We start from the raw sequence: 18,452 nt of genomic DNA on the forward strand, positions 1-18,452 counted from the left end.
GCGCGGGGCGCGGGCCGCTCACGAGGCCTCCCACATGCCCGCGCGTCCCGGGTTTGGCGCACCTGCGCCCCGCGCCGGGGCCAGCAAGGCCTGGTCCGCAGGGCGCAGGCACGCCAATGCATCGACGATGCGCGTGCAGGCGCCGCCATCGTCGACCGGATCGCCGGCGACCAGCACGCGGTCCGCCGGCACCCCTTCGTCGATCAGCCGCTGGCTGGTGGATTCGTCCGGCGCGACGTGCAGCGCGGCCAGCGCGCGCGCGATGCGCCGGCCCGGCTCGTCGCGCGCGTGCGCGGCGTCGACGCAGACGACGGGCACCTGGCTGTAGTGCGCCGCCAGCGCCGTCGTCAGCGTGGCATCGGTATCGCCCGGCACCAGCACCAGGTCGGGCCGCACATCGCCCATCACCCGCTGCAGTCCGTCCAGCGGCATCGCCTGCGTCCCGGACTGCCCAGAGGGCTGCGACGGCACTTCGATGTCGGCGACGAGATCGAACGCGTCCAGCACCCGCGCGGTCGTCCGCTCCGCCGCCTGCGCCACGCACAGCGTGGATTCGAAGCGGGCATCGCGGGCGAGCCGCTGCGCGATCGGCGCGAGCTGGTGCGCGTCCCGCCCATCGGCCAGTACGCACAACGCCTTCACCGGCGCATGGGGCGCCGCCCCGTCGACCGCCGCGAGATCCTCCGCCAGCGGCGCGGCGGGCTCAGTGGCCTCGCCGTCGGCGCCGGGCGCCGTCGCGGCGCGGCGCCTGCGCGCGAGCATCGGCGACAGCCAGAGCACATAGGCCACCAGGCAGGCGAGGAAGGCCGTGGCCCTGCTCGGCTCCGGCAGCTTGCGCATGCCGTAGCCGAGCAATGCCAGCGCGCCGCACAGCAGCGCGATGCACAGCAGCGTCACGCGCGGCGACAGGCCCGCATCCAGCAGCAGGTGATGCAGGTGCTGGCGGTCGGCGCGGAAAGGCGAACCCCCGTTGCGCAGGCGACGGTACATCACCGACAGCGTGTCCATGACCGGCACGGCGACGCACCACATCACGTCCACCGGCGCCATCCGCGCCACCCTGGGGTGGCTCAGGTAGATCAGGCTCCATGCCAGCAGGAAGCCGATCAGCGTGCTGCCGGCGTCGCCCATGAATATCTTGCGGCCGTCTGGCCAGCCCAGGTTGACGCAGAGGTAGGGGATCAGCGCCGCGAACAGCACCTGCAGCAGGAACAACACGCTCGGCGCCGAATGCCGTTCGTCGAACAGCAGGATCGCGCCGATGCAGATCATCGCGACCGTGGCCGCCAGCCCGTCGATGCCGTCGAGCATGTTGAAAGCGTTGATCAGCCCGACCACCGCCACCACGGTGAAGGGGATCGCGAACGGCCCCAGGCCGAAAGGGTCGCCGACGACGGCGAAATCGCCCAGGTTGCGCACGTAGATGCCGGACAGGGCGACGACCAGCAGCGTCGCGCCGCCCTCGATGAACAAGCGCGCGCGCACGCTCAGGTCGTGCGCATCGTCGAACACGCCCGCGACGACGATGACCACGGCGCCGGCCATCAGGCTGGTGACGAAGCGGTCGAGATAGCCCAGGTAGGTCAGGCCGACCAGCGTTCCCAGGAAAAAACACAGGCCGCCGACGAGCGGGATCCGGCCACGATGCTGCTTGCGGTTCCCCGGCCGGTCGATGAGCCCGATCGTGCGCGCCCACGGCCGGATCGAGAAAATGGCGAACAGGGTGACGGCCAGTGCGATGGCGCTGGCGGCGATCAGCTTGGGATCTCTCATGCACGCACGCTCCTCGTATCGGGGCCGGTGGCGATGCGCCGCATGCGTTCCGCGACGACGGCGACACCGGCTTCGACACGATGGCAATGCAACGCGTGCCGCATCACCGCCGTGCCAGACTCGGATCGAATCTAGGCATCCCCGTTTGATGCGCCCGTGAATTTCGCTGATTCACTCTCGTGAAGCGGCAGGTTCACTTATGGATGGATTCAGCAAGGTGTAGCGGAATCGATCGATCGCCACAAAAATGAAGAGGACGCTTCGCCATGCGTCACAGCCTTTCCCGCCATTTGCATACCGCCGACTCGATGCGTGCGTAGACATTCTCGAACGCATCCTGTGCGCGCCCGAACGGATCGCGGATGTCGGCGCCGTCCTGCCAGCGGGACAACAGGAACGCTTTCCCGCGCAACGTCGGCGACAGCGCCAGCAGGGCGGCGACATGCCGTTGCTCCATCGCCAGCACCAGATCGCAGCGCTCGAGTTCCTCGCGGTCGAGCTGCCGCGCCCGATGCGTGCGCGCGCTGAACCCGTGCGCGGCGAGCGCGCGTTCGGCGGCCGGATCGATCGGGGCGCCATTCACGGCCGCCAATCCGGCCGACGCGACCGTCAGTTCCATCGCCGCTGCGGCCAGATGGCGCCGCATCACCGCCTCGGCCATCGGACTGCGGCAGACGTTGCCTCGACAGACGATCAGGATGTGGCGTGACATGGGCATCGCGCTCCCTGCCGGGGAAGGCTTCCGGCGCGGCCTGGGCAGCCGGGGCCGTCGGCACCCCGGCGTATCCGGCCGCTCAGGCCGGGCAGTGGCGGTCGGCCACGGCGAGCGCCTCGTCGACGATCGCCAGCCCTTCGCGCAACGCCGGCTCGTCGATGACCAGCGGCGGCGCCACGTGCAGGCGATTGCCGGCGACGAAGGGCCACAGCCCGCGCCGCTTGCATGCGGCCGCGAATTCCAGCATCGGCGCGTTGTCCGCGCCGGACGCGTTGAACGGCACCAGCGGCTCGCGGGAATCCTGATTGCGCACCAGTTCGATCGCCCAGAACGCGCCGAGGCCGCGCACCTCGCCGACGCATGGATGGCGCTGCTGCATCGCGCGCAGCGCCGGGCCGATCAGCGTTTCCCCCAGCGTGCGCGCGCGTTCGATGAGGTTTTCCTCGCGATAGATGCCGATGCAGGCGACCGCCGCGGCGCAGGCGAGCGGATGCCCGGCATAGGTGAGCCCGCCCGGATACGCGCGCACGGCGAAACTCGCGGCGACCGCATCGCTCATGATCACCCCGCCCAGCGGCACGTAGCCGGAGTTGACGCCCTTGGCGAAGGCGATCAGGTCCGGCACGACGTTCCAGCGATCGACCGCGAACCATTCGCCGCAACGGCCGAAGCCGGCCATCACCTCGTCGGCGATCATGACGATGCCGTGCGCGTCGCACAGCGCGCGCACGCCCTGCAGATAGCCGTCCGGCGGCACCAGGACGCCGTTGGCGCCGACCACCGATTCGACAAGGACCGCGGCGATGCCCTGCGCGCCCTCGACCATGATCGTGTCGGCCAGGTGCGCCAGCGCGCGCGTGCATTCCTCCTGCGCGTTCGAGGCGTGGAAGGCGGAACGATAGAGGTACGGCCCCCAGAAGCGGGCGTAGCCCGGTGCGCCCGGCTCCGACGGCCATCGCCGCGGATCGCCGGACGCGGTGATCGCGCCCGTGGTCGCGCCGTGGTAGCTGCGATACGCGGTCAGCACCTTGTGCCGCCCGGTATGCAGCCGCGCCATGCGGACCGCGTGCTCCACCGCTTCCGCGCCGCCATTGGTGAAGAACACGCGATCCAGGCCGCCGGGCGCGACCCCGGCGATCAGCCGCGCGGCCTCGCTGGTCGCCGCGTTGGCGTGGTACGGCGCGATGGTGCACAGGCGTCCGGCCTGGGCGCGGATCGCCGCGACCAGCTTCGGATGCTGGTGGCCGACGTTGGCGTTGACCAGTTGGCTGGAGAAGTCGAGCCAGCGCCGACCGTCCTCGTCGCGGAAGTACGCGCCTTCCGCGCCGACGACGACGGTCGGCGCCAACGCGCCGTGCGCCGACCACGGATGCAGCACGTGCCGGCGATCGTCGCGACGCACGGGCGAAACGTCGTCGCGCATGCCGTCCATGCGGTCGTCGCCCATCGCGCGCCCTCAGGGAATGAAGGTCTGTTCCGGATCGTCGAACGACTTGAACTCCAATGCGTTGCCCGACGGATCGAACAGGAACATCGTCACGTGCTGGCCGGGCTTGCCCTTCAGGCGCAGGTGCGGCTCCTCGGCGAACGCCACGCCCGCGCCACGCAGCCGGTTCGCCAGCCCTTCCCAAGCCGCGCGGTCGAGGTTCATGCCGAAGTGCGGCACCGGCACCGCCTCGCCGTCGAAGCGGCCGCTCTGCAGCGGCTGGCCTTCGGGCGAAACGTGCGCGACCAGGTGGTGCCCGAAGAAGTCGAAGTCCTGGTAGCTCGTGTCGCTGCGTCCCTGCGGGCAGCCGATGACCTCGCCGTAGAAATGGCGCGCCTCGTCGAGGTCGCGCACCGGGAAGGCAAGGTGGAACTGGGCGATGCGGTTCATGCCGTCGCGCCCCGGCGCGGGACGCACTCCTCGAAGATGTTCTGCCAGAACCGGTTCCAGGCGGTGATGCTGCGCTCGTAGCCGAGCGCCAGCTCGGGCAGCGCGGCGGGCTCCTCGCGGATGTAGTCGTCGATCGCCCGGCGGGTCAGCTCGCCGTGCACGATGTCGACCTCGCCGGTATGGATGGTCCAGAACTCCCACTCGATGCCGTCCGCATGCGCGCGGATGTACGGGTGCTCGCGCAGGTGCTCGAACATCACCGACAAATAGGTCTGGCACAGGCATTCGCCGCCCATGCCGCGCAGGCCCACGCCGAAGGCCGGGCTGCGCTCGGCCAGCTCGTCGCTGAGCGCTTCGAGGATCGCGCCATTGCGCGGCAGGCGGCGCCCGAGTTCCTCCGCCGGCACGCCGATGCTGGCGAGGAAGCGGTCGTAGACTTCCGGGTGCGCCTTCGCGGGGTCGCCTTCGCCGAGCTCCTCGGCGAGGATCTGGCCCAGCAGGCTGCGCAATCCGCCGAACGGCAGCTTCGCCAGCAGCAGCGCGAGGTCCTTGATGTAGTCGATGGTGAAGAAACGGTACTGCATGCACACGCGGCGCATCGCCTCGACGGACAGCAGGGGCAGCGCTTCCATCCGCCGCCCGGCGAGCGCCTCCGTCGCTTCCTTCGCCCGGTCGGCGAATTCCCAGAAGCTGTCGCGGTCCAGCGCGCGCGGCGGGATCGCGCCGGATTGCGCGAAGGTCGCCCGCGCGGCGTTCGGATGATCTTGCAATGCCATGCAGCCACTCCGTTGACGACGGATGCGCACGAGTGTCACTGCCGCGATGCAGTCGCGGAGTGAAGGAATCGCGATGATGGCGGGATCGCGGCGCGCTCCGCGCGCGCGATTCACTTCGCGTTGACCAACGTGGCGTAGTTTCGACAACGATGAATGCAGTCGTGCGCGCTTCCCTCCGCGATTGCGGAATGCGCCCGCATTCATCTTCCGCAACCGCGGGCCGGGTTCATCCGCGGTTGCGCAAACTGGCAACGCAACGCGGTATCCATCGGCTTTCCGGACGGAACACCACCAGGGTGAGCGCAGGAACCACATCGCCACAGACGACGCCCGCCGCCGACTTCCCGGCGACGCACCTGCTGTGGACCGGCGGCTGGGATTCGACCTTCCGCCTCCTGCAGTTGCTCCTGCTGCATCGCGTTCCGGTGGTGCCGCATTACCTGGAGGATCCCGCGCGCGCATCGACCCGGATCGAACTGGAGACGATGGCGCGCATCGGCGATCGCATTCGCCACGACTGGCCGCACACCCGCGAACTGCTGCGGCCGCTGCGCGTCGCGCGCGTGGCAGACGTCGAGGTCGATGCGGGGATCGCCAGCGCGCTGCAGGCGATACGCCGCCGCAGCTACATCGGCAGCCAGTACGCGTGGCTGCCGGCGTTCTGCAGGCAGCACGGCATCGACGACATGGAGTTGGGCGTGCACGTGGACGACAAGGTGCAGGCGCTGCTGCGCGGGTTCGTGACCACGTTCGAGCATCCCTGCGGTTACCGGAGCCTCCGCGTCGACCCCAGGCACGAAGCCTCGGCCGAATACCGGCTGTTCCGCTGGTTCAGCTTCCCGCTGTTCGGCATCGACAAGGTCGGCATCGGCCGCCAGGCCGAAGCCGAAGGCTGGGGCGCGGTGATGGAGATGACCTGGTTCTGCCACAACCCGGTGCGCGGCAGGCCCTGCGGCATCTGCGCGCCCTGCCTCTACACCATCGAGGAAGGGCTGGCGCACCGGGTGCCGCCGTCGCGGCGCGTGCTGTCGCTGCTCTATCGCCGCTTCGTGTTGCCGCTGAAGTCGCCGCTGCGGCGATTGCGCGCATGGCTGCGCGGCAACCGGAACGGCGCGCGTCCCGCCGCCCCCGACCTCGGCGGTCCGTGACGCGGGCCGCCCCGGGGTCTTTTGCGCAACGGCGGCGTTCGCGCGCTACGAATCGAACTTCAGGCGCAGCTGCGGCACTTCCGGCTGGAGCGCATCGAACAGGTCCTGGAATTCCTCTTCCATCAATTCGTCCGGCGCGTAGACCGCCACCGGTTCGCCGCCGCCGCGCGGCGGGCGCGGGCCCGCGCGACGCGAGAACAGCGCGCCATTCCAGCTGGCGAGTTCCGGCGCCTCTTCCCAATGCTCGACGGCATGGTTGTTCGGGCCCCACAACAGGACGATTTCGATCATGAGCCAGGCTCCATTCGGAGATCGGTGCGGAAACCGGCAGGGCTTGCCCGACGGGAAAGCCCTGCCGCAGCGGCCTCATTCGGCGCGATCGTAGGAGAACTGGATGCCCGCCGTGCCGCCGGTCTGGATGAACAGGTCGAGGAAGGCCGGCACCGTTTCCTTGCGCTGCCAGTCGCGCTGCAGTTCGCAGAACAGCTGCGCGACGCTGATCATTTTGCCACCGGCCTGCTCGATGCGGCGCAGGGCCATTTCGTGCGCGGCGACCGAGGTCCCGCCGACGGCGTCGGCGACGACGTAGACCTCGTAGCCTTCCTTCAGCGCGTCCAGCGCGGGGAAGGTCAGGCAGGCTTCGGTCCACAGCGCGGTCATGATCAGCTTCCTGCGCCCGGTGGCTTCGACCGCCTTGCGGAACTCGACGTCCTCCCAGGAATTGATCGTGGTGCGGTCGTAGGTCGGATAGTCGCCCAGGACCTTGCGCAGGTGCGGGATCGGCGGCTTGTTGAGGCCGGTCTTGACGTTGACCGTGGAGTGCACGATCGGCAGGCCGTAGGCGACGGCGGCCCTGGCGGTGCCGACGATGTTGTTGATCAGCAACTGGCGGTCCATCGAGGCGATGGAATTCACCTGCACGGGCTGGTAGTCGATGATGACGAAGGCGGCGTTCTGCGGGGTCAGCAGGTGGTCGTTGACGGGATCACGGATCGGTTCGCTTGCCATGGGAGTGCTCCGGTTGGATGTGTGCCGAAACGCGGCACGCGTGTTGCGAAAGGATTTCCGCAAGGAAAGGCGCCGACCCCGAAGGGCCGGCGCCGCGCCTCTACTGCATGCGGCCGAACTTGCCGCTGTTGAAATCGGCGATGGCCTGGCTGATTTCCTGCTGCGTGTTCATCACGAACGGGCCGTAGCCGACGATGGGTTCGTCGATCGGCTCGCCGGACAGCAGCAGCACGGTGGCGCCGCTGTTGGCTTCGATCGCGATGTCGCTGCCGTCGCGGGCCAGCGTCACCAGTTGCGCTTCGCGCGTCACCGCCGAACCGTTCACCAGCACCGTGCCCTTGAGCACGACCAGCGCCAGCGTGCGGCCTTCGGGCAGGCTGAAGTTCGCGGTCTTGCCGGCGTTGAGGCGCACGTCCCACACGTCGATCGGGGTGAAGGTGCGCGCGGGGCCGCGATGGCCGCCGTACTCGCCGGCGATCACGCGCACGCGGCCCGCTTCGTCGGGCAGCCCGACACTCGGGATCTCGGCATCGAGCAGGGTCTGGTAGCCCGGCGCGGCCATCTTGTCCTTCGCCGGCAGGTTGACCCACAGCTGCACCATTTCCAGGTTGCCGCCGGTGCGGGTGAAGTCGCCCGAGTGGAACTCCTCGTGCAGGATGCCCGACGCCGCGGTCATCCACTGCACGTCGCCCGGACCGATCTTGCCGCCGGCGCCGGTCGAGTCGCGGTGCTCGACCTCGCCCTCGTAGACGAGGGTCACCGTCTCGAAACCGCGGTGCGGGTGCTGGCCGACGCCGCGCGGCCGGGCTGCCGGGTCGAACCAGTGCGGGCCCGCGTAGTCGAGCAGCAGGAACGGGCTCAGGTCGCGGCCGTGGCTGTCGTAGGAAAACAGCGAGCGGGCCGGGAAGCCGTCGCCGACCCAGTGCGGGCGGGGGGCGCTGTAGACGCCAAGGATCTTTTTCATGCCGATTCACTCCAGCTTTTCGCGGAACCGCGGGAGGCGGTCGCTTACGTTGGGCGAATGATGAAACTGGAACGCTGGCCCCGGTAGTCGGCAGGATTTATCCTCAGCGTCCTGTTTGGTGAACGCTGGCAGGCATGCGGCATGCAGGACCTGAACGACCTCTACTACTTCACCCAGGTGGTCGAGCACGGCGGCTTCGCCCCCGCGGGGCGCGCGCTGGGCATGCCCAAGTCCAAGCTGAGCCGCCGCATCGCCCTGCTCGAAGAACGGCTGGGCGTGCGCTTGATCCATCGCTCGACGCGGCACTTCTCGGTCACGCCGATCGGGCAGACCTACTACGCCCATTGCAAGGCGATGCGGGTGGAAGCCGAGGCGGCCGAAGAGGCGATCGAGGCGGCGCGCAGCGAACCGCGCGGCATCGTGCGGGTGACCAGCCCGGTGTCGCTGCTGGACACCCTGGTCGCGCCGATGCTCGCGGATTTCATGGTCGAGTACCCGCGCGTGGAAGTGCACCTGGAAGCCACCAACCGCCGCGTCGACGTGATCGTCGAAGGCGTCGACGTCGCGCTGCGCGTGCGGCCGCCGCCGCTGGAGGACAGCGACCTGGTGATGCGGACGCTGGCCGAACTCAGCCAGTGCCTGGTCGCGAGTCCGAACTTGCTGGCGCAACATGGACTGCCGCGAGGACCCGCGGATCTTTCACGATACCCGAGCCTCGACCTGGGTATGCCGCAGAACGAACACGCCTGGAACCTGTTCGGCCCGGATGGCGCGCAAGCGACGATCTACCATCGTCCGCGTTTCATTACCCGCGGGATGCTCGCGTTGCGCGCCGCCGCCGTCGCCGGCGTCGGCATGGTGCAGTTGCCGACGCTGATGATCACCGAGCAACTGGCACGCGGCGAACTCGTGCCCGTGATCCCCGACTGGCGCCCGCGCCACGAGATCGCTCACGCGGTGTTCGCATCGCGGCGCGGCCTGCTGCCGTCGGTACGCACGCTCGTCGACTTCCTCGCCACCCGGTTCGCGCAAGCCGGACCGGCCCAGATCGGCCGCCCGGAAAGTTGACCCGGGCATCGGGGATATCGCAACACGACGGTTCGCGACCGACCGGTTGGTGGGCCCACCAGGATTCGAACCTGGAACCAAGGGATTATGAGTCCCCTGCTCTAACCGTTGAGCTATAGGCCCCTCGCGCAATTCTACCCGCAGAAAGCCGAAGACCCGCCAATGGCGGGTCTTCGGTCCGTGCATTCGTTTCCGCGCGTCAGTCGATGTCGAGGAAGCTGCGCAGCTGTTCCGAACGCGAGGGATGGCGGAGCTTGCGCAGCGCCTTGGCCTCTATCTGGCGGATGCGCTCGCGGGTGACGTCGAACTGCTTGCCGACTTCCTCGAGGGTGTGGTCGGTGTTCATGTCGATGCCGAAGCGCATGCGCAGCACCTTCGCCTCCCGCGGGGTCAGGCCGGCGAGGACCTCGCGCACCGTTTCCATCAGGTTGATGTTGGTGGTGGTGTCGATCGGCGACTCGACGTTGGTGTCCTCGATGAAGTCGCCCAGGTGGCTGTCCTCGTCGTCGCCGATCGGGGTCTCCATCGAGATCGGCTCCTTGGCGATCTTCATGACCTTGCGGATCTTGTCCTCGGGCATGTCCATCTCTTTCGCCAGCTCTTCCGGCGTGGCCTCGCGGCCGTACTGCTGCAGCATCTGCCGGCTGATGCGGTTGAGCTTGTTGATCGTCTCGATCATGTGCACCGGGATGCGGATGGTGCGCGCCTGGTCGGCGATCGAGCGGGTGATCGCCTGGCGGATCCACCAGGTGGCGTAGGTCGAGAACTTGTAGCCGCGGCGGTATTCGAACTTGTCGACCGCCTTCATCAGGCCGATGTTGCCTTCCTGGATGAGGTCGAGGAACTGCAGGCCGCGGTTGGTGTACTTCTTGGCGATGGAGATCACCAGGCGCAGGTTCGCCTCGACCATCTCCTTCTTGGCCTTGCGCGCCTTGGCCTCGCCATAGGCCATCGCACGGCTGATTTCCTTGATGTCGGCCAGGCTCAGGTGCATCGCCTTCTCGATGGCGATGGTGGCTTCCTGCTCGGCGACGATCTGCTCCTTGACCTCGCGCAGGCCCGACGACCACTTCTGCTTGCGCTTGAGCACGTCGTCGACCCAGCCCAGGTTGACCTGGTTGCCTTCCCACGCGCGGATGAAGTCCTTGCGCGGCATCTTCGCCACGTTGGTGGCCAGGTGCAGCACGCGGCGCTCGTGCTCCTTGATCTGCGCCAGCACGTCGCGGACCTTCTTCACCAGCGCGTCGGTCAGCGCCAACGGCAGCTTCAGGGTGACGAAGACCTCGGCCATCTCCTCGCGCAGCTTGGCCACCGCCTTGTGGCCGGGGCCGTTCTTCGCGTACGACTTCTTGAACTTGGCGTAGCCGTCGGCCAGCGCCTGCATGCGGCGGGCGACCTCTTCCGGATCCGGGCCGGTCGGGCCGGTGTCCTCGGCGTCGCCGACATCGTCGTCTTCGTCCTCGTCGTCGTTGTCGTTGTCGCTGGCGCCGGCCTCGACGTCGTCTACCGGGATTTCCCCGGTCGGTTCCTCGACGTCGTTGAAGCCGATGACGATTTCGGCCAGGCGCTTCTTGCCGGCCTTGTGCTGCTCGTAGTCCTCCAGCAGCAGCTCGATCGACCACGGGAAGTTGCCGAGCGAAGCCTGCACCTGCGCCAGGCCTTCCTCGATGCGCTTGGCGATGGCGATTTCGCCTTCGCGGGTCAGCAGCTCGACCGTGCCCATCTCGCGCATGTACATGCGCACCGGGTCAGTGGTACGGCCGCCCTCGGTGTCGAGCGAGGTCAGCGCGGCGGCGGCTTCCTCGGCCGCGGTCTCGTCGACTTCGCGGTTGCCGGTGCTGCTGTCGTTGAGCAGCAGGGTCTCGACGTCGGGCGCGACCTCGTGCACGTCGATGCCCATGCCGTTGATCATGCCGATGATGTCCTCGATCTGCTCCGGATCGACCAGGTCGTCGGGCAGGTGATCGTTGACTTCGGCGTAGGTCAGGTAGCCTTGCTCGAGGCCCTTGCTGATCAACAGCTTGATGTCGGATTGCTGGGCAGGACGTTCGTTGGCCATGAGTGCTTGCGCCACCGGCAGAGAGGATTGAGGGGAACCTAGCATTATACCAGCCAAGCCCGGGGAAAGTCCGGGAAAAACCGCCCTGACGCCGTCCCGGCGCCGTTTTCTCCCGGTATCGATCAGCGGAACGTCAGGGTCGTAGCAGAAAGGTCACCGGGCCGTCGTTGACCAGGCTGACCACCATATGGGCACCGAACCGGCCGGTTTCCACCCCCGGTGCGTGCTTTTGCCGGCAGATCTCGACCAGACGGTTGAAACCGCGTTCAGCCTCGGCCGGCGGCGCGGCGGTGCTGAAGCTGGGACGCATGCCGGAACGGGTGTCGGCCGCCAGGGTGAACTGGCTGACCAGCAGCAGGCCACCGCCGGTATCGGCCAGCGAACGGTTCATCTTGCCGGCGGCGTCCTCGAACACCCGGTACCCGAGCAGGCGCTCGGCCATGCGCTGGAACTGCGCCTCGCCGTCGCCCGGCTCGACCGCGACCAGCGCCAGCAGGCCGGGGCCGATGGCGCCAAGGGTTTCGCCTTCGACGGCGACGCTGGCCTGGGCGACGCGCTGGATCAGGGAGAGCATGGGTCGGGGAGCGGAGAGCGGAGAGGCGTGAGGAACGAGGGGGAAAGCCTAACCGCTTTCGCTCGCTTCTCACTCCTCTCCACTCTGGCCTCCCCGCTACACTCCGCGGATGAAGCCGGAAACCATTGCCGCCCTGCTCTACCGCGCCACGGCCCTGCTGACCTCGCTGCCATGGCCGTGGCTGCGCCGCTTCGCCGACGCGATCGCCTGGCTGTGGCTGAAGATCGATGCGCGCGAGAGCCGGGTGGCGCGGCGCAACCTGGAACTGGTCTATCCGGAACTGCTGCCGACCCAGCGCGCCGAGCTGCACGGGCGGATCCTGCGCACCACCGCGCGGCAGGCGCTGGAAACCCTGCGTTTCTGGACCCATCCGCCGGCCGGCAACCTGGCCTGCATCCGCAGCAGGTCCGGCGACGCGCTGTACGACCAGGCGCTGGCCTCGGGCAAGGGCGTGATCGTGATCGCCCCGCATTTCGGCAACTGGGAACTGTTGAACCAATGGCTGACCTCGCGCGGGTCGTTCGCCTTCGTCTATGCGCCGCCGGAATCGGCGATCGGCAACGCCTTCCTGCTGCGCGCGCGCGGCAACGCCGGCGAGGTCACCCAGGTGCGCGCCGAAGGCCCGGCGGTGCGCCAGCTGTGGAAGATCCTCAAGGCCGGCGGCTCGCTGGCGATCCTGCCCGACCAGCAGCCAAAGCAGGGCGACGGCGAATTCGCGCCGTTCTTCGGCATCGAGGCGCTGACCATGACCCTGGTCTCGCGGCTGGCCGAACGCACCGGCGCCACCGTGCTGTGCGCGTGGTGCGAGCGGACCGGTCCCGACCTGGAATTCGCCCTGCACGTGGAGCCGGTCGAGGCGACAGTCGCCGATACCGACCCGCGCACTGCCGCGATCGCGCTGAACCGCACGATCGAGCGCGTCGCCCGCCGCGACCCGGCGCAGTACCAGTGGACCTACAAGCGCTACACGCTGCGCCCGCCCGGCAGCGGCGAAGGCAATCCTTACGTGACATCATCGCCGGCATGAACCAGTCGCCCGAACTTCCGCCCGCCCCGTCGACCGTCGCATCCGCCTTCGCCCATGGCGACTGGCAACCGCTGCCGCCGCGCGGCGCGAAGCTGGCGGCGCTGGGCGGGGCGCTGGGCTTCTTCATGCCGAGCTGCGGCGTGGCGATCCCGCTGGCCGTCGCGACGAACCTGGCGTCGCCGTGGCTGCTGGCGCCGCTGCTGGGACTGGCCGGCGCGGCCTATGGCGCCGGGCTGGGCGGGAAGCGCCACCGCCGCACCGCGTGGAAGCTGGACGCATCCGGCTTCGCCGTGCGCCGCGGGCGGATCTGGCAGAGCGAAACCCGGGTGCCGACCTCGCGCGTGCAGCACCTCGACCTGAAGCGCGGCCCGCTGGAACGCGCGCTGAAACTGGCGACGCTGGTGGTGCACACCGCCGGCACCAAGCTGGCCGCGGTGTCGCTGTCGGGGCTCGACGACGACGACGCCGAATACCTGCGCGACCTGCTGGCGCGCCAGCTCGACCAGGACGGCGACGCGCTGTGAGCTTCGACCCGACCGGCGCCGAAACGGGCGACGAACGCAGGCTGCATCCGTGGTCGTGGCTGTTCGTGCTGGTCCAGCACCTGAAGCAGTTCATCGTGCCGCTGATCGCGCTGGTCCTGTTCGGCGGCGGCCGCCGCAATCCGGGCGGGCCCTGGGCCGACTTCGCGCCGCTGATCGCGGTCGGCGTGCTCGCCGCGGTGTCGCTGCTGGAATACTTCACCTACCGCTACCGCATCGGCACCGACAAGCTGACCGTGCGCAGCGGCTGGCTGCACCGTAGCCTGCGCGAGATCCCGTTCGCGCGCATCCACAACGTGGTCGTGCACCAGTCGCTGCTGCACCGGCTGTTCGGCGTGGCCGAGGTGAGGCTGGAATCGGCCGGCGGGCAGAAACCCGAGGCGCGGATGCGGGTGCTGCGCCTCGACCAGGCGCTGGCGCTGGAGGAACAGGTGCGCCAGCGCGGCCGCGGCGCCGCGACGGCGGACGCGGGGGCGGCGGACGCTCCCGTGCAGCGCGACGTGCTGCTGGCGCTGTCGCCGCTGGAAATCGTCCGCCTCGGCTTGATCTCCAACCGCGGCATGATCGCGTTCGCCGCGGCGTTCGGCGCCGCGTGGCAAATGTTCCCCGACGACCTGATCGAGGATTTCTTCAGGAATTTCGTCGGCAACTTCGCCCGCCGCCTGTTCGGTTACGCCGACCAGCTGCACCTGACCTGGCTGCAGGGCGCGATCGCGGTCGCGGTGCTGGTCGCGCTCGGCATCGTCCTGCTGCGCGTGCTGTCGATCGCGCTGGCCTTCGTGCAGTACCACGGCTTCATCCTCAGCGAGGCGCAGCATCGGCTGACCGTCGAGCGCGGCCTGCTGACGCGGCTGCGCACCAGCGTCGCGCGCCGCCGCATCCAGGCGTGGACCCTGCACGAAGGCATGCTGCACCGGTTGTTCGGGCGCCGCAGCCTGCACGTCGACACCGCGGCGTCGACGCAACAGGGCCGGCAGGAAAGCCGCACGCTGAAGGAACTGGCGCCGATCGCCACGCCGGAAGCCTGCGACGCGCTGGTCAACCACGTGCTGGCGCAGGCGCATTGGCCGCCGGCGCAGTGGCGCGCGCTACGGGGCAGCCTGTGGCGCCTGCTGTGGCCGGGCGCCTTGCTGTCCATCGCGCTGGCGGTCGCCGCGGCCGGCTTCTCGCGCAGCGCCTGGGGCCTGCTGCCGCTGCTGTGGCTGCCGTGGGGCGCGTACTCGGCGTGGCGGCAGGCGCAGCGGCTCGGCTATGCGGCCGACGACCGCATCGTCGCGGTGCGCGGCGGCTGGTGGTCGCGCTGGTGGCGCTTCGCCGAAATCGACAAGCTGCAGGCGCTGCGCCTGTCGCGCTCGCCGCTGGACCGCCGCTGCGGCACCGCCACGCTGTGGCTGGACACCGCCGGCGCCGGTGGACTGGAAACGCCGCTGCGGATCCGTTTCCTGCCGGAAAGCGAAGCCTCGGTGCTGTACGAACGGCTTGCCGCGACGCTGACGCGACGGAAGCTGCATTGGTGACGCCCCCGTTTGCGGCAACATCGACGCAACGGGTGTGCGTAGACGAACCTCCACGCTCCGCAATGCGACACGAATGACCTTTCCGGTCAACGCTTCGACGCCGCCGTCAAGCCAGCGCCTTCCCGTGCAGCCTCGGCGTCGGCAGTCTCGCTTGGGTCGTGGCCCCACAACCGGGCCCGCAATGGCCTGTCCTTGCGAATCATTTCATCCAGGCCTTCGGTTCCGAACGACTCGATCAAGTTCCGCTTCCCCGAAAACAACGACACGCCGAGTCCAGCTTTTGGCGCGCGTTCGTCGACGAGGCCCAGCACATCCAGCATCGTCGGGTACGCATCAAGAATGCTGCCTGCGCGATCGACCTTGCCTGGGGCCAAGTCGTCGTCGAACACCATGAACAACAAGCGCCTCGGCAATTCCTCCAATCGGCCGCTGATCGAGCTCTTGTGCATCAGGTGGTCGCTCAACACGACCACGGCCGTGTTTTCGAGCAACCCCTGCCGACGAGCCCTGGCGATCAGCCTGCGCGCCAACCACGCCGAGCATTTGACTCCCAGTTCGATGTTTTTCTCGTAACGCTCTCCCCATTCGCGCTCGCAAGCACGTGTCGGGAACCCGTCCGGGGCGTGTGCCCCCGTGGTTAGCATGGCCAGGAAATACGGCTGCCCCTGTGCATGCAATTGTCGCCACTCGCCCAGCGTCGCCTCGAAGACGGCATCGTCGGGAACTCCCCAGCCGTTTACATCGCCGGGATGGGCCTGCAGCAGATCGTCCCGCCCATAAACGCGCTGGAAGCCGTGCTCGCGGTAGAAATCGCCCTTGCCTGCGAAATCCAGATCCGCGCCTCCTACATAGGTGGTCGCGTAACCTTTCTCCGCGAGGACGCTACCCAAACACTCCGCACCCGGCAGGAATTCCTCGGCGCGTTCAAGGTTGTTTCCTCCGAGGATTCCATCCGGCATCAGCGGGACGCCACACTGGCTGCCGACCATGCCCGCCGTGGTCCAGCCGACGCCCTCCACTTGCTCCAGCCCGGTGAAGCTCAACGCGTCGGCTTCCATGGCCTCGACATCATCGTAGATGTCGCCGAACGTCGGATCGCCCAGGGTCCTTTCCATGCTTTCCAGATAAATGATCACCAGGTTCTTCCTTGGAACCCGCATCGCATCCCCGAGCCGCGGCGGCTGGTATTGCGCTGCCAGACGTCCGCGCAGGCTTTCGTCGGTAGATACATAATCGAAGGCCTGCAACCACAGGGGATTGAACAGCAGGCAGGCGGCGAGCGCAATGCGACCCGTGTGCCGCAATCGCAAGTCGTTGCTCTTCACGTAGCTGACGGCCCACGTGAACGCTGCCCAGATCAGCACGTACATGAAAAAATATCGAACGACTTTGGGATCGCCCTCCACCTCAAGGCCCTGCGACAGGTGAAACAGGACCGCAGGGATGTCGAAGCTTCCGAACGCATCGACCACGTAGCAATAGCCCATCAGCAACGCGCTGGCGGCAGCGCCGAGAACGAACGTCACGCGACCGCCACGGACGACGTCGCGATTGCGCCCCGACATGCGCGAGAGCAGAAACATGAACAGCAGCAAGGCAGGCACCGCACCATACGCGCTCGGAATATCCCAAGCCACCCTGATCACCCTGCTGGCGAATATCCCCAGCGCCGCACAGGCGAGGAAGGCGACCGGGATCTCCTTGAAGCAGACTGGGTATCTCATGCGCTCGCGACTCGAACAGGCCGGCCGCCCGGCGGGAAATGGCGACGGCACAGCACCCTAATCATGCCGACCTGCCCCGTGAAAGACACCTGAAACACTTTCGCGCACCCCGTTCCACATCGGCCAGGACGCACATGCCGCCTATTCCAGCTTGTCCACGATCGCCGAGATGATGCCCAGTGCCTGCTTCAGGTCCTCGATGTGCCCCTTGTCCAACACCCTGGTCAATTGCTTCAAACTTGTACTGGAAATCCCTTCGGTGCGCGGCAGGTAAACCACCTCGCAATACTGTCTCAGGTCGTCGAACTTGCCTTCCCAATCCGCCCCCATACCGAACACCGAAACTCCGTAGCGGCGGATATCGTCGGCCTTCTGCGTCCAGCTTTCCTCGGCGATGGCCAAGTCGACGCACTTGACGCTCTGCACGATCTTCAGGCGGTCCACGAAAGGAATGATGGTCTGCTTGCCCTTGCCGGCGTTGAACTCGTCAGTGGAGACCCCCACGATCAGATAGTCTCCCAGCGCCTTGAGCCTTTCAAGCAGGTTGAGGTGCCCGACGTGAAAGAGATCAAAGGTGCCATAGGTCAGCACCACCTTCTTCCTCTGCGATTCTGGGCTCATCTGTGGCTCCGGGTCAGGACAGCGCGCGCCAGTACTTGAAGCGGCGCATCAGGCTCAGGGGCTTGCGCTTGAGGCCGCCCCGCCCGCTGGCCAGCATATCCTCGACCGCATCGAGGACACGCTCGCTCGATTTTCCATCGCGGTACGGATGCATGTCGCGTGCATAGCGCTCGCGCGCATCCCTTGAAGCATCGGTGCCAGCCAGCGCGGCGTCGAGCGCCGCTTCAAGCTCCCCTGGCTCGGCGACGTTGATCAAGTGCGGCCCCGGCGCGCGATTGCGGAACGCCACCACCGGTTTGCCGGCAAGCATGAATTCCGCCGCCACGGAAGAAGTGTCGGTCAGCATCACGTCGGCCCGGCGCAGCAGGGGCAGCAGCCGAGAACTGCCGGCAATGCGGAAGTTCGGTGCTTCGATGGCACGGATTGGGGCAGCGAAACGCTCTTCCATTTTCGGGTGGAACTTGACGATCCATTGCCAGTCGCGGCGTGCGGCCAGCGCGGCCAGCGCTTCGGCCAGTGCCGGTGCCGACGTCAGAGAAGGGCTGAACGTCGGCGCGTACAACACGAGCCTGCGGCCATCCGCCGTGCTCTCGTCGGTCGTTTCGAACAGCGGATCCATCTTCGGCCAACCGGTTTCCACGACCCTGAACCAGCCATGCTTTCTGGCCGCCTGCTGGAACGGGATCGTGGTCAGGGGACCAAAAGTACAGAACAGGTCGAACATTCCCCGGATTCGGAAGTGGCCCTTCTTCTCGATACCCAGCCCGTGGAAGACCTGAACCTTCAAGCCGGGGAAGAACGGCGGCACCTCGTTGCCCGGCGCGTATACCGCGTCGGGATTCCATTCCCTCACGTCGGCAACGCTGCGCAACAGTTTCTCGTCGTCGCGCAGGCAATCCGGCGCCAAGCCATTGAGAAACCAAGCCACCTCGTCGCCACGCGCACGCGCCGCCGCCTGCAGGGGACGAAGGATCTCGAAACTGTAATCGAGCTCGACAAAGAACAGGTGGCGGCGCGATGGCTTGGGCATGGTGGCTCGACGCGGCAAGGGCGGCGATTA

At 67.8% G+C, this 18,452-nt stretch carries 18 protein-coding genes and 1 tRNA gene; 5 read left to right on the plus strand and 14 right to left on the minus strand.

Annotated features, from left to right (window positions below; all coding sequences use genetic code 11):
• Nucleotides 1-18 precede the first annotated feature (18 nt).
• The 5 genes from CSC71_RS05280 to CSC71_RS05300 form a co-directional block, all read right to left on the minus strand.
• Nucleotides 19-1,773: a UDP-N-acetylglucosamine 2-epimerase gene (locus CSC71_RS05280; RefSeq protein WP_162373306.1), complete on the minus strand. Its 1,755-nt coding sequence runs from the start codon at nucleotides 1,771-1,773 to the stop codon at nucleotides 19-21.
• A 271-nt stretch (nucleotides 1,774-2,044) separates the two neighbouring features.
• On the minus strand, nucleotides 2,045-2,491 hold the full coding sequence (locus CSC71_RS05285; RefSeq protein WP_343037672.1) for a low molecular weight protein-tyrosine-phosphatase: 447 nt from the start codon (nucleotides 2,489-2,491) through the stop codon (nucleotides 2,045-2,047).
• A gap of 76 nt (nucleotides 2,492-2,567) precedes the next feature.
• Nucleotides 2,568-3,935 (minus strand): aspartate aminotransferase family protein, encoded by a 1,368-nt coding sequence (locus CSC71_RS05290; RefSeq protein ID WP_211367878.1) that lies wholly within the window; start codon nucleotides 3,933-3,935, stop codon nucleotides 2,568-2,570.
• 9 nt (nucleotides 3,936-3,944) lie between these two features.
• Nucleotides 3,945-4,364 carry a VOC family protein gene (locus CSC71_RS05295; RefSeq protein ID WP_162373308.1) on the minus strand — a complete coding sequence of 140 codons (420 nt, stop codon included), beginning with the start codon at nucleotides 4,362-4,364 and terminating at the stop codon, nucleotides 3,945-3,947.
• Complete coding sequence (locus CSC71_RS05300; RefSeq protein WP_162373309.1) at nucleotides 4,361-5,140, minus strand: iron-containing redox enzyme family protein; 780 nt, start codon at nucleotides 5,138-5,140, stop codon at nucleotides 4,361-4,363. The genes CSC71_RS05295 and CSC71_RS05300 overlap by 4 nt, the downstream gene beginning before the upstream one ends.
• A 296-nt stretch (nucleotides 5,141-5,436) precedes the next feature.
• Between CSC71_RS05300 and CSC71_RS05305 the strand changes: the two genes are divergently transcribed.
• On the plus strand, nucleotides 5,437-6,288 hold the full coding sequence (locus tag CSC71_RS05305) for an adenine nucleotide alpha hydrolase family protein (protein WP_162373310.1): 852 nt from the start codon (nucleotides 5,437-5,439) through the stop codon (nucleotides 6,286-6,288).
• Nucleotides 6,289-6,333: 45 nt separating this feature from the next.
• Here CSC71_RS05305 and CSC71_RS05310 read toward each other — a convergent pair whose 3' ends face one another.
• The 3 genes from CSC71_RS05310 to CSC71_RS05320 form a co-directional block, all read right to left on the minus strand.
• Nucleotides 6,334-6,579: a hypothetical protein gene (locus CSC71_RS05310; RefSeq protein WP_162373311.1), complete on the minus strand. Its 246-nt coding sequence runs from the start codon at nucleotides 6,577-6,579 to the stop codon at nucleotides 6,334-6,336.
• A 75-nt stretch (nucleotides 6,580-6,654) separates the two neighbouring features.
• Nucleotides 6,655-7,296 (minus strand): hydrolase, encoded by a 642-nt coding sequence (locus CSC71_RS05315; RefSeq protein WP_162373312.1) that lies wholly within the window; start codon nucleotides 7,294-7,296, stop codon nucleotides 6,655-6,657.
• 100 nt (nucleotides 7,297-7,396) lie between these two features.
• On the minus strand, nucleotides 7,397-8,260 hold the full coding sequence (locus CSC71_RS05320; protein WP_162373313.1) for a pirin family protein: 864 nt from the start codon (nucleotides 8,258-8,260) through the stop codon (nucleotides 7,397-7,399).
• A 141-nt stretch (nucleotides 8,261-8,401) separates the two neighbouring features.
• On the opposite strand from CSC71_RS05320, the gene CSC71_RS05325 reads away from it, so the two are divergent.
• Complete coding sequence (locus CSC71_RS05325; RefSeq protein WP_162373314.1) at nucleotides 8,402-9,328, plus strand: LysR family transcriptional regulator; 927 nt, start codon at nucleotides 8,402-8,404, stop codon at nucleotides 9,326-9,328.
• Between the two features lie 47 nt (nucleotides 9,329-9,375).
• Here the strand turns inward: CSC71_RS05325 and CSC71_RS05330 are convergent.
• The 3 genes from CSC71_RS05330 to dtd all read right to left on the minus strand — a co-directional run bounded on the left by CSC71_RS05330 (nucleotide 9,376) and on the right by dtd (nucleotide 11,961).
• Nucleotides 9,376-9,451 (minus strand) — tRNA-Ile (locus CSC71_RS05330).
• Between the two features lie 76 nt (nucleotides 9,452-9,527).
• The gene (rpoD, locus tag CSC71_RS05335; protein WP_162373315.1) at nucleotides 9,528-11,387 is read right to left on the minus strand and encodes an RNA polymerase sigma factor RpoD; all 1,860 of its coding nucleotides are present in this window, start codon (nucleotides 11,385-11,387) and stop codon (nucleotides 9,528-9,530) included.
• 133 nt (nucleotides 11,388-11,520) lie between these two features.
• A complete protein-coding gene (gene dtd, locus CSC71_RS05340) occupies nucleotides 11,521-11,961 on the minus strand; it encodes a D-aminoacyl-tRNA deacylase (protein WP_162373316.1) in 441 nt (146 codons plus the stop codon).
• 109 nt (nucleotides 11,962-12,070) lie between these two features.
• Between dtd and CSC71_RS05345 the strand changes: the two genes are divergently transcribed.
• From CSC71_RS05345 to CSC71_RS05355, 3 genes are read left to right on the plus strand one after another with little or no spacing between them, the layout of a single operon-like run.
• Nucleotides 12,071-12,988: a lauroyl acyltransferase gene (locus tag CSC71_RS05345; protein WP_162373317.1), complete on the plus strand. Its 918-nt coding sequence runs from the start codon at nucleotides 12,071-12,073 to the stop codon at nucleotides 12,986-12,988.
• Nucleotides 12,985-13,512 carry a PH domain-containing protein gene (locus CSC71_RS15450; protein ID WP_162373318.1) on the plus strand — a complete coding sequence of 176 codons (528 nt, stop codon included), beginning with the start codon at nucleotides 12,985-12,987 and terminating at the stop codon, nucleotides 13,510-13,512. The genes CSC71_RS05345 and CSC71_RS15450 overlap by 4 nt, the downstream gene beginning before the upstream one ends.
• A complete protein-coding gene (locus tag CSC71_RS05355) occupies nucleotides 13,509-15,047 on the plus strand; it encodes a PH domain-containing protein (RefSeq protein WP_162373319.1) in 1,539 nt (512 codons plus the stop codon). The genes CSC71_RS15450 and CSC71_RS05355 overlap by 4 nt, the downstream gene beginning before the upstream one ends.
• Before the next feature lie 86 nt (nucleotides 15,048-15,133).
• Here CSC71_RS05355 and CSC71_RS05360 read toward each other — a convergent pair whose 3' ends face one another.
• The 3 genes from CSC71_RS05360 to CSC71_RS05370 form a co-directional block, all read right to left on the minus strand.
• Nucleotides 15,134-16,771, minus strand: a complete 1,638-nt coding sequence (locus CSC71_RS05360) for a sulfatase-like hydrolase/transferase (RefSeq protein ID WP_162373320.1) — start codon at nucleotides 16,769-16,771, stop codon at nucleotides 15,134-15,136.
• Nucleotides 16,772-16,912: 141 nt separating this feature from the next.
• Nucleotides 16,913-17,392, minus strand: a complete 480-nt coding sequence (locus tag CSC71_RS05365) for an FAD synthase family protein (RefSeq protein WP_162373321.1) — start codon at nucleotides 17,390-17,392, stop codon at nucleotides 16,913-16,915.
• A gap of 13 nt (nucleotides 17,393-17,405) precedes the next feature.
• On the minus strand, nucleotides 17,406-18,422 hold the full coding sequence (locus tag CSC71_RS05370) for a CDP-glycerol glycerophosphotransferase family protein (RefSeq protein ID WP_162373322.1): 1,017 nt from the start codon (nucleotides 18,420-18,422) through the stop codon (nucleotides 17,406-17,408).
• Nucleotides 18,423-18,452: the final 30 nt, after the last annotated feature.

It is taken from the genome of Pseudoxanthomonas sangjuensis, assembly GCF_010211755.1.
In the GTDB taxonomy this organism is placed as follows: Bacteria; Pseudomonadota; Gammaproteobacteria; order Xanthomonadales; family Xanthomonadaceae; genus Pseudoxanthomonas_A; species Pseudoxanthomonas_A sangjuensis.